General features: G+C 73.3%; 14 protein-coding genes. 9 read left to right on the forward strand and 5 right to left on the reverse strand.

Annotated elements, in window-relative coordinates:
• Nucleotides 1–46: 46 nt before the first annotated feature.
• Nucleotides 47–739 (reverse strand): carbon-nitrogen hydrolase family protein, encoded by a 693-nt coding sequence (locus ACIBR0_RS13470; protein ID WP_396715277.1) that lies wholly within the window; start codon nt 737–739, stop codon nt 47–49.
• 86 nt (nt 740–825) lie between these two features.
• Between ACIBR0_RS13470 and ACIBR0_RS13475 the strand changes: the two genes are divergently transcribed.
• The 4 genes from ACIBR0_RS13475 (at nt 826) to ACIBR0_RS13490 (ending at nt 4,388) form a co-directional block, all read left to right on the forward strand.
• Nucleotides 826–1,629, forward strand: a complete 804-nt coding sequence (locus ACIBR0_RS13475) for a DedA family protein (protein WP_396715279.1) — start codon at nt 826–828, stop codon at nt 1,627–1,629.
• Nucleotides 1,630–1,966: 337 nt separating this feature from the next.
• Nucleotides 1,967–2,530, forward strand: coding sequence for an IS607 family transposase (locus tag ACIBR0_RS13480; RefSeq protein ID WP_396715281.1), 564 nt, complete (start codon nt 1,967–1,969; stop codon nt 2,528–2,530).
• Nucleotides 2,527–3,900, forward strand: a complete 1,374-nt coding sequence (tnpB, locus tag ACIBR0_RS13485) for an IS607 family element RNA-guided endonuclease TnpB (protein ID WP_396715283.1) — start codon at nt 2,527–2,529, stop codon at nt 3,898–3,900. Before ACIBR0_RS13480 ends, tnpB begins: the two co-directional genes overlap by 4 nt.
• Before the next feature lie 65 nt (nt 3,901–3,965).
• The gene (locus tag ACIBR0_RS13490; protein ID WP_396715285.1) at nt 3,966–4,388 is read left to right on the forward strand and encodes a protein-tyrosine phosphatase family protein; all 423 of its coding nucleotides are present in this window, start codon (nt 3,966–3,968) and stop codon (nt 4,386–4,388) included.
• Nucleotides 4,389–4,398: 10 nt separating this feature from the next.
• Here ACIBR0_RS13490 and ACIBR0_RS13495 read toward each other — a convergent pair whose 3' ends face one another.
• On the reverse strand, nt 4,399–5,127 hold the full coding sequence (locus ACIBR0_RS13495) for a class I SAM-dependent methyltransferase (RefSeq protein ID WP_396715287.1): 729 nt from the start codon (nt 5,125–5,127) through the stop codon (nt 4,399–4,401).
• 161 nt (nt 5,128–5,288) lie between these two features.
• Complete coding sequence (locus tag ACIBR0_RS13500; protein ID WP_396715289.1) at nt 5,289–6,044, reverse strand: hypothetical protein; 756 nt, start codon at nt 6,042–6,044, stop codon at nt 5,289–5,291.
• A 451-nt stretch (nt 6,045–6,495) separates the two neighbouring features.
• Here ACIBR0_RS13500 and ACIBR0_RS13505 point away from each other — a divergent pair, with 451 nt between their 5' ends.
• From ACIBR0_RS13505 to ACIBR0_RS13525, 5 genes are all read left to right on the forward strand, one after another.
• On the forward strand, nt 6,496–7,464 hold the full coding sequence (locus ACIBR0_RS13505; RefSeq protein WP_396715291.1) for a TerC family protein: 969 nt from the start codon (nt 6,496–6,498) through the stop codon (nt 7,462–7,464).
• 152 nt (nt 7,465–7,616) lie between these two features.
• Nucleotides 7,617–8,957: a D-alanyl-D-alanine carboxypeptidase family protein gene (locus ACIBR0_RS13510; RefSeq protein WP_396715293.1), complete on the forward strand. Its 1,341-nt coding sequence runs from the start codon at nt 7,617–7,619 to the stop codon at nt 8,955–8,957.
• Nucleotides 8,958–9,022: 65 nt separating this feature from the next.
• A complete protein-coding gene (locus ACIBR0_RS13515; RefSeq protein ID WP_396715295.1) occupies nt 9,023–9,808 on the forward strand; it encodes a M15 family metallopeptidase in 786 nt (261 codons plus the stop codon).
• 53 nt (nt 9,809–9,861) lie between these two features.
• The gene (locus ACIBR0_RS13520) at nt 9,862–10,368 is read left to right on the forward strand and encodes a DinB family protein (RefSeq protein ID WP_396715297.1); all 507 of its coding nucleotides are present in this window, start codon (nt 9,862–9,864) and stop codon (nt 10,366–10,368) included.
• Nucleotides 10,369–10,483: 115 nt separating this feature from the next.
• Nucleotides 10,484–11,524, forward strand: coding sequence for a zinc-dependent alcohol dehydrogenase family protein (locus ACIBR0_RS13525; protein ID WP_396715299.1), 1,041 nt, complete (start codon nt 10,484–10,486; stop codon nt 11,522–11,524).
• A 25-nt stretch (nt 11,525–11,549) separates the two neighbouring features.
• Here ACIBR0_RS13525 and ACIBR0_RS13530 read toward each other — a convergent pair whose 3' ends face one another.
• Both ACIBR0_RS13530 and ACIBR0_RS13535 read right to left on the reverse strand, forming a co-directional pair.
• Nucleotides 11,550–12,350, reverse strand: a complete 801-nt coding sequence (locus tag ACIBR0_RS13530) for an alpha/beta hydrolase (protein ID WP_396715301.1) — start codon at nt 12,348–12,350, stop codon at nt 11,550–11,552.
• 23 nt (nt 12,351–12,373) lie between these two features.
• Entirely contained in the window at nt 12,374–13,564 is a 1,191-nt protein-coding gene (locus ACIBR0_RS13535; protein ID WP_396715303.1) for a spore photoproduct lyase family protein, read from the reverse strand.
• Between the last annotated feature and the right edge of the window lie 178 nt (nt 13,565–13,742).

Genomic DNA, 13,742 nt, shown 5'->3' on the forward strand with positions numbered 1-13,742 from the left:
CGTCGTCGAGGCCCGCGTCGAAGGGGGTGCGACGCGCGCCGGCCCCTCAGCCGAGGACCGCCCCGACGACCTCGCCCGGCCCGGTGCCCGCCCGGGCCAGCACCGTACCGTCCGGCGACCAGATCGCCGACCGGCCGGCCGTCCGGATGAAACCGCCGCCGGTCGGCCCGGCGCAGCTCGCCACCGCCACGTACACCCCGTGGGTGGTGGCGATCCGGACCGCCCGCTCGTCCTGGACCGCCGCGTCCCGGGCCAGGTCGACCATCGACGCCACGTACACGTCGACGCCGGGCGTGATCGTCCGCGCCGCCTGCTCCGGCACGCCGGTGTCCTTGCAGATCGCCAGGCCGAGCCGCCAACCGTCGACGTCGAGCACCGCCGGAGCGTCGCCGGGGGAGAAGCGGCCGGGCTCCGCGCCACCGAGGAACATCTTCCGGTACGCCACCCGCGCCCCGGTGCCGTCCACGGCGAGCGTGGCGATGTGGTCGCCGCGCACCGGTGCGCCGGCCAGCGCGAGCGTGCCGGTGTCGGCGCACGCCGCCACCAGCGCCGCCAACCGCGGATCGTCCTCGGGGACCACGGGTGCGTCCAGCTCGTACCCGGTCAGCGACAGCTCGGGGAACACCACCACCCGGGCGCCGGCCGCGCGGACCGCGGCGGCGTGGTGGGCCGCGTTCGCGGCGACGTCGTACGCCCGGCACGGTGGCTGGGCGACGGCGATCCGCAACGACGTACGCACCGTCGGCTCCTCTCCCCGCGACGACCCGCAGCATAGGCGGTGGGCCTCGTGGCGGGCTCTCAGGAACGGTTCGTAGCGTGTAGCCCATGTCTCGCACCGCGCACGCCCTGCTCGCCGCCGGCACCACCACGGGGGAGGCCGCTCCGCCGCAGGACGGCCTGGTCGGCTACGTCACCGACCTGGTCGAGCGGCTCGGCGGACCCGGCGCGGGCCTGGCCGTCGCCCTGGAGAACCTTTTTCCCCCGATCCCCAGCGAGGTGATCCTTCCGCTCGCCGGCTTCGTCGCCGGCCAGGGCCGGATGAGCGTGGTGAGCGCGATCTTCTGGACCACCCTCGGATCGCTGGTCGGCGCCCTCGCCCTGTACTGGATCGGCGCGGCTCTGGGCCGGGAGCGGGTGCGGGCGATCGTCGAGCGGCTGCCGCTGGTGAAGCTCACCGACGTCGACCGCACGGAGGAGTGGTTCCTGCGGCACGGCACCAAGGCGGTGTTCTTCGGGCGGATGATCCCGATCTTCCGGAGTCTCATCTCCATCCCCGCCGGGGTGGAGCGGATGCCGGTGCGGACGTTCGTCGTCTACACCACGTTGGGCAGCCTGATCTGGAACAGCACGTTCGTGATGGCCGGGTACCTGCTCGGGGACAACTGGCACCTCGTCGAGGGGTACGTCGGCGTGCTCCAGAACGTCGTCATCCTCGCGGTCGTGGCGGCTGTCGGCTGGTTCGTGGTGTCCCGGATCATCCGGACCCGCCGCGCGGCCGCCGTCCCCGTGGAACCGGAGACGCCACCCGTCGGGTCGCACGGCGTGCCCGACCCCGCCGGCCGCGGCACGCTCTACCGCAGTGCCTGGTCCGACGCGCCCTCGTCGCGTGACCGCGACGGCGTCCGCTGACGGCGGTCGGCGTGGTGTCCGTCACGTGGGGGTGGGGAAGGCGGAGTCGGGGTAGCGTGTTGAGTCGGGTGTCGGTGTGTCCAGTGTCCCCGGGCCTCACCTAAATCGCCGTCGCGGAATACCGTTCGGCTGGAGCCGCGCCGTGCCACTCGCCGAGAGGCGACCTGCACACCGACACCTCGTGCCGCCCCCGGCGCCCGTCAGGGCTCCGGGGGCGGCACTGTCTTCGCCACCCTTGAGGCCGGCGCTCCCGCTCACCGCGGGGGTCGTTAACGGTCAGCGCAGCGGTGGCTTTGGTGCTCATGAGCGTGCTAAGTCACCTTGTGAACGTGAAGGAGTGGGCGGCGGCGCCGGCGTTTCGTACGCGACCGCGCGGCGGCGTTACGCGGACGGGGCGCTGCCCGTTGCCAAGTACCGGCTCGGACGGCTCGTCATGGTCGGCGAGCCGCTGACTGCCGTGCCGCAGGCGGGGCGGGTTGTCGTCTACGCACGTGTGTCGTTGGCCGGTCAGAGACCCGACCGGGACCGGCAGGTCGCCCGGGTCACCATGTGGGCCACGAGCCAGCAGCTTTCCGTGTCGCGCGTGGGAACCGAGGTCGGCTCGGCGCTCAACGGACATCGCAAGAAGTTCCTCGCTCTGCTGCGCGACCCTGCCGTGTCGACGATCGTGGTCGAGCACCGTGACAGGTTCGTCCGCTTCGGTGCCGAGTGTGTCGAGGCGGCCCTCGCGGCGCAGGGCCGCCGGCTGCTGGTGGTTGATCCGGCCGTGGTGGACGATGACCTCGTGGGTGACGTTACCGAGATTCTGACGTCGTCGTGTGCTCGCCTGTACGGCCGCCGCGCCGCAGCGAATCGCGCCCGCCGCGCGGTCGAAGCCGCCACGCAGGACGCCCCGTCGTGAAGGCGATCCAGGCGTACCGGTTCGCGCTTGACCTCACTCCGTCGCAGGAACGTGCGGTGCTCGCGCACGCCGGCGCGGCGCGGGTCGCGCACAACTGGGCCCTGGCACGGGTGAAGGCGGTCATGGACCAGCGGGTTGCGGAACGTTCCTACGGCGTCCCGGACGAGCAGCTGACCCAGGTGGTGTCGTGGTCGCTTCCCGCCCTGCGCAAAGCGTGGAACGTCGCCAAGCAGGACGTGGCGCCGTGGTGGCGGGAGTGCTCGAAGGAGGCGTTCAACACCGGCTTGGACGCCCTGGCCAGGGCGTTGAAGAACTGGTCCGACTCCCGATCCGGGAAGCGCGCGGGCCGGCCGGTGGGGTTTCCCCGGTTCAAGTCCCGACGCCGTGCCACCCCTGCCGTGCGGTTCACCACCGGCGCGATCCGCGTCGAGCCGGACCGCAAACATGTGGTGCTGCCCCGACTGGGCCGGTTGAAGCTGCACGAGTCGGCCCGCAAACTCGCCCGCCGCGTCGAGGCCGGCACCGCCCGGATCATGTCCGCGACTGTGCGCCGTGACGGCGGACGCTGGCACGTCGCGTTCTGTGTCGAGGTCGACCGCGCTGAACGCGCTCCGGCCCGGCCTGGCTCGGTGATCGGTGTGGACCTCGGCATCACGCACCTCGCGACGCTGTCCACCGGCGAGCTGGTAGCGAACCCGCGACACCTCGCCCACGCGCAGTCACGGCTACGGGCACTCGGGCGGGCTCTGTCTCGCAAGGTGGGTCCGGATCGGCGTACCGGCCGGCGTCCGTCGAATCGGTGGCGGCGCGCTCAGGCTCGGCTCGGGCGTGCGCACGCTCGGGTCGCCCATCTGCGCCGCGACGGGCTGCACAAGCTCACCACTCGACTGACCCGCGAGCACGGCGTGATCGTGGTCGAAGACCTCCACGTCACCGGAATGCTGCGCAACCGGCGTCTGGCCCGGCACATCGCCGACGCCGGGTTCGCCGAACTGCGCCGCCAACTCGCCTACAAGACCACCTGGAACGGTGGCCGGCTGCTCGTGGCCGACCGCTGGTATCCATCCTCGAAAACCTGTTCGGCATGCGGCGCAGTGAAAGCCAAACTCGCCCTGTCCGAACGTAAATACGAGTGCCAGGCTTGCGGCGTGGGCCTGGACCGGGACCTCAACGCCGCCCGTAACCTGGCCGCGCTCGCGGCCAACGCAGCAACCGCCGGGAGTGGCCCGGTGGCAGGACGTGGAGCCGACCTTAAAGACCCCGCTCACGGGGCCGGTGGCCGTGAAACGTCAACCCGGCACCGCGCACGCGGATCAGACCGGGACCGTCCCACCGCAAGGCGGGACTACCTTCAACCCTGTGCTCGCTAGAGCGCACTGAAAGGTAACGGATGCGACAGTGATGGTGGATCGGATCGGGACGCCGAGGAGGTCGCGTGACACCGGAAGCGAGCTGGGCGGATTCCCCCGGTGTGGTCGTCCTGCCCAGCGGTGCCGTCGTGCGCGGACGCCGCATCGGGGACCCGGCCGCCGTGCCCGCGGACTTCGCCCTGCTGCTGGCGGACGGGCCGCTGCCGGCGTGGCCGCACCGGCGGATCCGGTGGCCGGACTTCTGGGTGCCGGTGGACCGGGCCGACGCCCTCGACGCGCTGCGGGAGGCGCTGCGCCGGGCCCACGCGGGCGAGCGGGTCGAGGTGGCCTGCCGCGGTGGTACCGGCCGGACCGGGACGGCCCTGGCCGCCCTCGCCGTCCTCGATGGGCTGCCGGCCGGGGAGGCCGTGCCGTGGGTACGCGCGCACTACCGCCCCCGCGCGGTGGAGACGCCCTGGCAGCGGCGCTGGCTGCGGGGTATCGCCTAGGGTCCGTGTCTCAGCGCAGCACCAGCAGGTCGAGGTGGTCCACGACGGGGCCCGTGACGTGCGGTGCGGCGGCCCGCAGCCGGGCCACCCCCGCCTCGTACTCCGCGTCGCTGATCAGTTGCAGGGGCGTGTGGGCCTGCCGGTCCAGGCGTCGCGCGAAGTCGGCCAGGGACGTGGCGGTGGTCTGCGCGACCGGCTCCACGCTGCTCACCGGGAACCCGGCCGCCGCGAACGCGGTGCGCACGCGGGCCAGATCGGGGTACGTGCGCAGCACCCGCATCGCCTCGGGGAACCAGTGGAACAGGCCGATCCGCTGGTGCCGGCCGGGGAACGGCGAGCGGACGAGCACCGGTGCGCCGGGCCGGAGCACCCGGCGCAGTTCCCGGGCCGCCGCGTCGAGGTCCGGGATGTGGTGCACCATCGTGGACAGCCAGGCGGCGTCGACGCTGGAGTCGCGCAGGGGCAGCGCGGTGGCGTCCCCGGCGAGCAGGGGCCGGTGGGCGCAGCGGTCCCGCATCGACGCGGCCGGTTCCACCGCCACCACCCGTACGCCGAACCACTCGGTGAAGGCCGACGCCCACGCCCCGGTGCCGGCGCCCAGGTCCAGGAGCGTGGTGGTCGTGCGGAGGCGCAGGTGGTGGTGCACCGCGTGCCGCCAGCGATCCAGGCTCGCCGGGGGCAGCTCGCGGGTGGCGGCGAACGCCGCCGAATCGGTGTCGTCGTAGGAGATCAGAGCCACGGCCATCACCTCGCCACCGTCGCCGGGAGATCCGGGCGATCGTTGCTCCGGTTCTAGTCGGAGGGTGACGCCGTGGACAACGGCTTGTGAGGAAGTACGCAGGGTATTGACGGGGACGGGCGGCGCCGGGAGCCGAGCGCCGCCCGTCGGTCGTCGCCGGGTCAGTTCAGGGTGCAGGTGGCGAGTGCGTCGAGGTTCGGCCGCTGGCCACCGGCCCGGTTGATGTCGATCTCGATGCGGTCCAGGACGGCGGTCCGCTTGCTCTTCAGCGGGCCGAGGATGGCGTTCTGGACGAAGTTCGGCCCGCCTTCCGGCTTGACCGCCAGCCGGGCCAGGCGGGCGTTGGCGTTGGCGATCTCCCGGTCCAGGTTGCCCAGTTCCCGCTCGACGCCGGCCGCCGCCGCGGCGGGGATCGCGGGCAGCTTGTCGCTGACGCTCGGGCAGTTCACCGTACGCGCACCGGCGACGCCGCCCGCGTCGCCGGTGTTCCCGTTCCCCGCGTTGTCCGCGCCGTTCAGGACGCACCCGGCGAGGGACTCCAGGCCGGCCGGGGCCGTGCCGCCGACGCGGGTGATGTTCAGCCGGATCCGGTCGAGCACCGCGCGCCGCTTGCCGGCGATGTCGTTGAGCTGGTTGGCCGCCTGCCCCGGCTCCCGGGCCAGCCGGGCGTTGACGTTGACGATCTGCTGCTCCAGGTTGCGCAGCTCCTGATCCACGCCGGCCCGAGCGGCGGCCGGTACGGCACCGACCCTGTCGGCCACCGACGGGCAGCTCACCGTGACCGCGCCGGCGGCCCGCGTGCCCCGGCTGTTCTCACCGGCGGAGGCCAACTGCAGTCCCGCGCCGAGCAGCAGGGCGGCGACGGCGCCGATCCCGCCGAGCTTGAGGACGGCCTGTTTCTGCGTACGCGTGACCATGCACCTCATCCTTGGTGTGACCGCGCGCGGGCCGACGGTGGGTGTCGGACCACCCTGGGCGCGGTGTGACGGGAGGACGTCGGAACGGCGACGGCGGCCGGCGAGAATTCGCGCCGCGTCGGTGGAACGGTTCCCTGGCCTCCCTCGAACGTTCGGCGGAGGTCCCGGGATCGCTCCCACCGCGACCCGGATCCGTCCGCTGCTTCCGGCGATGGATACGGGGGTGGGGGTCGGAAGGTTCAACGGGAATCGCGCGGCCGAAGCGCTAGACAAGCGAACAGCACTTCGTGAATACTAGTACGTAGTTCGAGGGGGAGTACCCGCCACCGGACGCGCCGCCGTCAGTACGGATCCACACCGGTCCCGGCGGTGCGGGCCGCCGCCACGGCGGTTCGGGGAGACCTTCGGCCCGCTCGCCGGCGACGTGCGCCGGCCGGTCGAAGGGAGTCCAATGTCCTTCCCCGTCCCGTGGTGGGCCTGGGTGGCGCTGACCGTCGCCATCGCCCTCATGCTCGCCGTGGACCTGTTCCTGCACCGCGACAACCACGTCATCGGCTTCCGCGAGGCGGCGGTCTGGTCGGCCATCTGGATCGCTGCCGGGCTCGCCTTCGGTGTCCTGCTCTGGCTGTGGCAGGGCGACGAGGCGGCCGGTGCCTACTACGCCGGCTACCTCATCGAGAAGGCGCTCTCCGTCGACAACGTCTTCGTCTTCGCGCTGATCTTCACCTACTTCGCGGTGCCCCCGGCGTACCAGCACAAGGTGCTCTTCTGGGGTGTCGTCGGCGCGCTGCTGTTCCGCCTGGTGTTCATCTTCGTCGGCGCGGAACTGCTGGAGACGTTCTTCTGGACCGCGTACGTGTTCGGTGCCTTCCTGCTCTACACCGGCTGGAAGATGGCCTTCCAGCACGACCAGGAGATCCACCCCGACCGCAACCTGGTCGTCCGCGCGGTCCGCCGGATCGTCCCCACCGACGCCCGCTACCACGGGGAGCGCTTCTTCGTCCGGATCGACGGCAAGCGGGTGGCGACGCTGCTGTTCGTCGTGCTGATCGCGGTCGAGGCCACCGACCTCATCTTCGCCGTCGACTCGGTCGCCGCAGTCCTGGCGATCACCACCAGCACCTTCATCGTCTGGACCGCGAACGCCTTCGCCGTCCTCGGCCTGCGCAGCCTCTACTTCTGCCTGGCCGGACTGCTGCGCCGCTTCACCAAGCTGCACTACGGGCTGGCGTTCCTGTTCGCCTTCGCCGGGGTGAAGCTGATCCTGTCGGAGACCCCGGTCGGGAAGCTGCCCATCCCGGTCACCCTCGGCGTCATCGTCGCCACCCTCGCCGCGTCGATCGTCTGGAGCCTGGCCGCCACCCGGAACGCTCCGGTGGCGGACAGCGACGCCGGCCCCCGTACGCCCGTCGGTTCCTGACCGATCCGATCATTTGGCTCCCGGCATTCGGGACCCGGAGAAATCTTGGTGGCGAACGGCCCCTCCAGGGGCCATCCCGTACCAAGATCTCCGAAGGCCGGGCGGGGTCAACCACGCCCACGACGCCGATCTTGCCGACTAGGGTCAGGGGCATGAGAGCTCGGCTGCTGGCGGCCACGGCGACCGCCGTTCTCCTGCCCGGCGCGCTGGTCCCGGCCACACCGGCCGGGGCGTCGGCGAACCCCGCGCGAACGCACCGGTCCACGTCCCCGAAAGCCCCCGCGGCTCCGGGAGCGCCGGACGTGGCGGACCAGGCGGGGGACCCGGCGGCGCGTACTCCGGTCGGATCGGGCGCGGCGGACATGCCGTGCCCGCGCGTGCCGGCACCCCGCGTGTCCCGCCCGCCGCGTCCCGCACCACCCCCGGCGGTGCCGGCGGAGCGGGCGGTCGGCGGGCCGGCGCTGGCCACCGCCGGGCTGGTCATCCCCGCCGGGGTCACCCGGCCGCCCGGGGTGACCGCGACGTCGTGGCTGGTCGCGGACCTCGACACCGGGCAGGTGCTGGGCGGCTGCGGCCCGCACGAGTACGGCACCCCGGCGAGCGTGCAGAAGCTGCTGCTCGCGGCCACGATGCTGCCCCGCCTCGACCCGAACCAGGTCGTCACCGTCACCGACGAGGACATGGACATCGAGCCGGGCTCGTCGGCGGTGGGGTTGGTGGCCGGCGGTCGCTACCGGGTGGAGACGGTGTGGCTGGGGCTGCTGCTGCAGTCCGGCAACGAGGCCGCCAACGTGCTGGCCCGCCTCGGCGGCGGATCCGACGGGGCGGCCGGCGGCGTCCGCGCCATGAACGAGTACGCGCACCGCCTCGGCGCGCGGCAGACCCACGCGGTGACCCCGTCCGGGCTGGACGGCCGGGGCCAGTTCACCAGCGCGTACGACCTGGCGCTGATCGCCCGGGCGTGCTTCGCCGACCCGACCTTCCGGCGGTACGCGCTGACCGAGACCCACCTGATCCCCGCCCAGCGGGTGCACCGCACCAAGGGATTCGAGATCCAGAACGAGAACCAGCTCATCTACCGCTATCCCGGTGCGCTGGGCGGCAAGACCGGCTTCACCGACCTCGCGCGGCACACGTACGTCGGTGCGGCCGAACGGAACGGGCGCCGCCTGGTGGTGACCCTGCTCGGCGCCGAGCCGCAGCCGGCCCGAGGCTGGGAGCAGGGTGCCGCCCTGCTGGACTGGGGCTTCTCCCTGCCGCGGACCGCCACCGTGGGTCGCCTCGTCGACCCGGGCGAGCTGGACGCCTCCCCGTCCGCCCCGCCGCCACCGGTCGCCACCGGGGACGCCCGGCAGGCGGCCGCCAGCGGTCCCCTCGGCGGCGGGCCGAGCGTGCCGTGGCCGGCCCTCGGCGCGGTGGCCGGCGGTGCGGTCCTGGTGGCCCTGCTCCTGCGTCGCCGGGTGGTACGGCAGCGGTACGACCGCCGCCCGTGACGCGCTGCCGGGGGACCTCCCGGCGGCCCGGCCCGGTCGCCCGGCGTACGCCCGCATCCGTCGGCATGGCCGCGCTGCTGGCGGTGGCCGTCCTGGCCGGCGCCTGCGACCGCCCGGCACCCGAGCCCGAGCCCACGGCGACGGGCGCGCCCACGCCGGCGCCCGACCTGGTGGTGCTCACCGACGTCGACCCGCGCATCCGCACCGACATCCGGTACGCCACGGCGCACACCTTCGTCGGCCGTCCCGTCGCCGGCTACGACGAACCGCTGTGCCTGCTCACCCGGCCCGCCGCGGAGGCGCTGCGCCGGGCGCAGGACGCCGCGCTCGCCCGGAACCGCAGCCTGAAGGTGTACGACTGCTACCGGCCGCAGAGCGCCGTCGACGACTTCGTGGCGTGGGGGCGGAGGCCGGGGGAGGAGCAGGCCAAGGGCGAGTTCTACCCGCGGGTCGCCAAGTCGGAGCTGTTCGACCGGGGGTATCTCGGCGCGCCCACCGCGCACAGCCGGGGCAGCACCGTCGACCTGACGCTCGTCGACGTGCCCACGCCCCCGCAGCCGGCGTACGACCCGGGTCGGCCCCTCGTGCCGTGCACCGCGCCGCGGGCGCAGCGGTTCCCGGACAACAGCGTCGACATGGGAACCGGCTTCGACTGCTTCGACCCGCTCGCCCACACCGACAGCCGGGGCGTGGACGCGACCGCGCGGGCCAACCGGCACCTGCTGCGTAGCCTCATGACCGACGCCGGGTTCGTCAACTACGACCGTGAGTGGTGGCACTACCGCTACCGCGACGAGCCGTACCCGGACCGGTACTTCGACGTGCCGGTCGCCCGCTCCTCCGCCCGCTGAGGCATGATCACTCCTCCACGGCCCGCGGGGCCGCCGGAGGAGGAGGTGTCGACGTGCCCACCGAGCGGATCGGTCCACCGGTCGTCGGGGACGAGCGGGAGATGATGCGGGCGTTCCTCGACTACCACCGGGCCACCCTGGCCTGGAAGTGCGACGGCCTCACCGACGAGGAACTGCGGCGGCGGTCCATGCCCCCCTCCACGCTGTCGCTGCTCGGCCTGGTGCGGCACATGGCCGAGGTGGAGCGCACCTGGTTCCGGCGGGTGATCGCCGGCGAGGACATCGGGTTGGTCTGGTCGGACTCCGGTGACTTCCAGGCGGCGTACGACGCGCGGGACGCGACCCGCTCCGAGGCGTTCGCCGCCTGGCAGGACGAGGTGGAGCACTCCCGCCGGATCGAGCGGGAGGCCGACTCGCTGGACGTGACCGGCTACAACGCCCGGTGGGACGACACCGTGTCACTGCGGCTGGTGATGCTGCACCTCATGCACGAGTACGCCCGGCACAACGGGCACGCCGACCTCATCCGGGAGGGCGTCGACGGCACCGTGGGCGCCTGACCGCTCCGCCGCCCGGGGGACCGGACCGCCGACCCGCCGCCGGGGGACCTCCGGCCCTGCCCCGCCGCACCCCACGGGAGCAGCGTGGGAGGTGACGACGGCGGAAGGAGGAGCCATGAAAGCACTCGTCTACGACGGCCCCGGAAACAGGTCCTGGACGGACGTCCCACGCCCGACCATCGTCTCCCCGCGGGACGCGGTCATCCGCGTGGACGCCGTAACGATCTGCGGCACCGATCTGCACATCCTCGGCGGCGACGTGCCCGAGGTCCAGCCCGGCCGGGTGCTCGGCCACGAGGCGGTCGGCACCGTGGTGGAGATCGGCGAGGGGGTGGCCGGCCTGGCCGTGGGCGACCGGGTCCTCGCCTCGTGCATCTCCGCGTGCGGGACCTGCCGCTACTGCCGGGAGGGCAGCTACGGGCAGTGCCTCGGCGGTGGCGGCTGGATCCTCGGGCACACGGTCGACGGCGTGCAGGCCGAGTACGCCCGCATCCCGTTCGCGGACCTGTCCACGTACAAGCTGCCGGAGACGGTGTCGGACGAGGCCGCGGTGCTGCTCGCGGACATCCTGCCCACCTCGTACGAGGTCGGTGTGCTGAACGGGCAGGTGCGTCCCGGCGACACCGTGGTGATCGTGGGCGCCGGACCGATCGGGCTGGCCGCGATCCTCACCGCGAGGCTCTTCTCCCCGGCGCACATCGTCGTGGTGGACAAGGCGCAGAGTCGCCTGGAGGCCGCCAAACAGTTCGGCGCGGACGTCACGGTCTCCGCCGACGACGACCCACGCGCGGTCGTCCGCGAGCTGACCGGTGGTCTCGGCGCCGACGTGGCGATCGAGGCGGTCGGCGTGCCGGCCACGTTCGAGCTGTGCGCCGCGCTGGTCCGGCCCGGTGGCCGGGTCGCCAACGTCGGCGTGCACGGCCGGCCGGCGACGCTGCACCTGGAGGACCTCTGGATCCGCAACGTCACCATCACGACCGGCCTGGTCGACACGCGCACCACGCCCCGGCTGCTCGACATGCTGGTGGCGGGGCAGTTCGACACCGGGCAGATGGTCACCCACCGGTTCCCGCTGGAGGAGATCATGCGGGCGTACGACGTGTTCGCCAGCCCGGCCGAGACCGGCGCGCTGAAGGTGGTGCTCAGCCGCGGCTGACCGCCCACGGCCCGGGCGGCGGGGTTCACGCCCCGCCGGCCGGCCGGTGCCGCAGTGGCAGCCACTCCAGCACGTCCTGGATCGTCGCGTCCCAGTACGCCCAGTCGTGCGCGCCGGGGGAGAACTCCACGGTGAGCGGGACGCCCCGCCGGCGGGCGGTGTCGACGAACTGCCGGTTGTCGTCGTACAGGAAGTCCTCCGTGCCGCAGGCGACGTAGAGTGCGGGACCGTCGGTGCCGTCCGCGCCGTACCGGTCCAGCAGCGCCACGGTGTCGTCGTCGGTGCCGGCCACCGCGCGCTCGCCGAAGACGGTGTGCCAGACGCGCGGGTCCACGGGGTGCGTGGGGTCGTGCCGGCGGTTGGCGACGTTCAGGGCGCCGGAGAGGCTGGCCGCCGCGGCGAACCGGTCCGGGTCCCGCAGCGCCCACTTGACCGCTCCGTAGCCGCCCATCGACAGGCCCGCGACGAAGGTGTCCTCCCGGGCGTCGGAGAGCCGGAAGAAGTCGTGGCACAGGGCCGGCAGTTCCTCGCTGAGAAAGGTCCAGTAGCGGTTGCCGTGCTCCTCGTCGCAGTAGAAGCTGCGACCCACCTGCGGCATGACGACGGCCAGGCCGAGCGGCGCGACGTACCGCTCGATCGACGTGCGGCGCAGCCAGATCGTGTCGTCGTCGGTGAGGCCGTGCAGCAGGTAGAGCACCGGCGGGTCGCCGGCCGGGGCGCTGCCGGCCATGCCGATCTGCGACGAGGCGCGCTGGGGCAGGATCACCGTCAGGGACGTGTTGAGGCCGAGCACCTCGGAGTAGCAGTCAACGCGCATCAGGGCCACGGCGGCCGATGCTACGCGATCGGTCAGGTCCAGTAGAGGATACGGCAGCCCGGCACCCGGGCGGCCAGCTCCCGCTCGAACCACGTACGCAGCTCGGTCATCACCTCGCGCGGGTACACGTACTTCACCGCGCCGAACTTCCCGTACTTGCGGCGGCGGGACTCCTCGTCCATCTCCAGCCGGGTGCGCGGGTACCAGCCGAGCAGCACCTCCTTGCTGCCCGGGGTGAACCGGTGTGTGATCAGCTCGGCGGTCAGGTCCAGGCCGGGCACCCCGGCCACGGCCGTCGCGACGTGGTCGAGCAGTGCGCCGTAGTGCTCCGGCCAGTCGGGCAGCGGCATGATCGGGGCGATGGTCAGGCCGACCGGGTAGCCGTCGAGGGCCAGCCGGCGCAGCGCCGCGAGCCGGTCCGGCACGGTGGCGGTGCCGCCCTCCAGGCGCGTGCTGACCGGTGCGGCGTTGACGCTGAAGCGCACCCGGGTGCGCCCGGCGTGCGGCAGGCCCACGAACGTGTCCACGTCGGCGTACTTGGTGGTCCAGCGCAGTTGCACCGGCGCCTCCCAGGCGGCGAAGTGCTCCACGGCCCGCCGCCAACTCCCGGTCAGGTGCTCCAGCGCCAGGGGGTCGGTGTAGCAGGACGCCTCGAACGTGGTGCCCTCCTCGGCCCGCTCGGCGCTGCGGCTGGTCACCGTGCCCCGGCCGGCGTAGTCGGCCAACCCGGCGAGGATGCCCTCGAGGTCCGCGTACACCCGGGTGACCGGCGGGCCGGACAGCGAACCGGCGAGGTAGCAGTACTGGCAGTGCGCCGGGCAGCCCTCCGCCAGGTCGAACCGCCAGTCCGCGCTCGGTGCGATCGGTTGCAGCTTCCGGCGCGACGGTGGGCTCACCACGATCGCCAGCGTGGCCTTCGCCCGCGCGTACGTCTCCCGCTCGGTCTCGCCGCGGATCCCGGTCAGGCGGTTGGCGCGCAACCGCTCGACCTCGATGCCGAGGGCCTCGACCCGGGCGGCGATCCGCCGTCCGTGTGGGTGGTCCAGCGCCGCCGGGGTGGCGACCACCCGCCGTGGGGTCCAGCGCCGCGCCGGCCGCGCGGCCGGTGCCAGCGCCGCCAGGTCACGCGTCGGTACGCGCTCGCCGCTGGCGTCGTGCGGCGCCGGAGGTACGTCCACGGCGAGCGGCTCGTCGACGTCCACGGCCTCGGTGTCCGGCCTCATCCGACCGGGGTACCCCTTGCCGGTGCGATCCCACCTGCCGGCCGGCACGGCGGCGCGCCCGGTCCGGGAACCGGGCACGCCGCACGGTGGGGATCAGTAGTTGAGGGAGCAGGGCTCGTCGCGTACGTGATTCGCGACCCGTTGGTGCACCACTCTGCGGTCGGCTGCCGCCAGGAGG

The sequence above is a fragment of the Micromonospora sp. NPDC049497 genome (assembly GCF_044465805.1).
Taxonomy (GTDB): domain Bacteria; phylum Actinomycetota; class Actinomycetes; order Mycobacteriales; family Micromonosporaceae; genus Micromonospora.

Coding starts and splice junctions, on each gene's coding strand:
- ACIBR0_RS13475 (WP_396715279.1), top strand. CDS start 826: ATGTCTCGCACCGCGCACGCCCTGCTCGCCGCCGGCACCACCACGGGG.
- ACIBR0_RS13500 (WP_396715289.1), bottom strand. CDS start 6,044: ATGGTCACGCGTACGCAGAAACAGGCCGTCCTCAAGCTCGGCGGGATC.
- ACIBR0_RS13505 (WP_396715291.1), top strand. CDS start 6,496: ATGTCCTTCCCCGTCCCGTGGTGGGCCTGGGTGGCGCTGACCGTCGCC.
- ACIBR0_RS13510 (WP_396715293.1), top strand. CDS start 7,617: ATGAGAGCTCGGCTGCTGGCGGCCACGGCGACCGCCGTTCTCCTGCCC.
- ACIBR0_RS13515 (WP_396715295.1), top strand. CDS start 9,023: ATGGCCGCGCTGCTGGCGGTGGCCGTCCTGGCCGGCGCCTGCGACCGC.
- ACIBR0_RS13525 (WP_396715299.1), top strand. CDS start 10,484: ATGAAAGCACTCGTCTACGACGGCCCCGGAAACAGGTCCTGGACGGAC.
- ACIBR0_RS13535 (WP_396715303.1), bottom strand. CDS start 13,564: ATGAGGCCGGACACCGAGGCCGTGGACGTCGACGAGCCGCTCGCCGTG.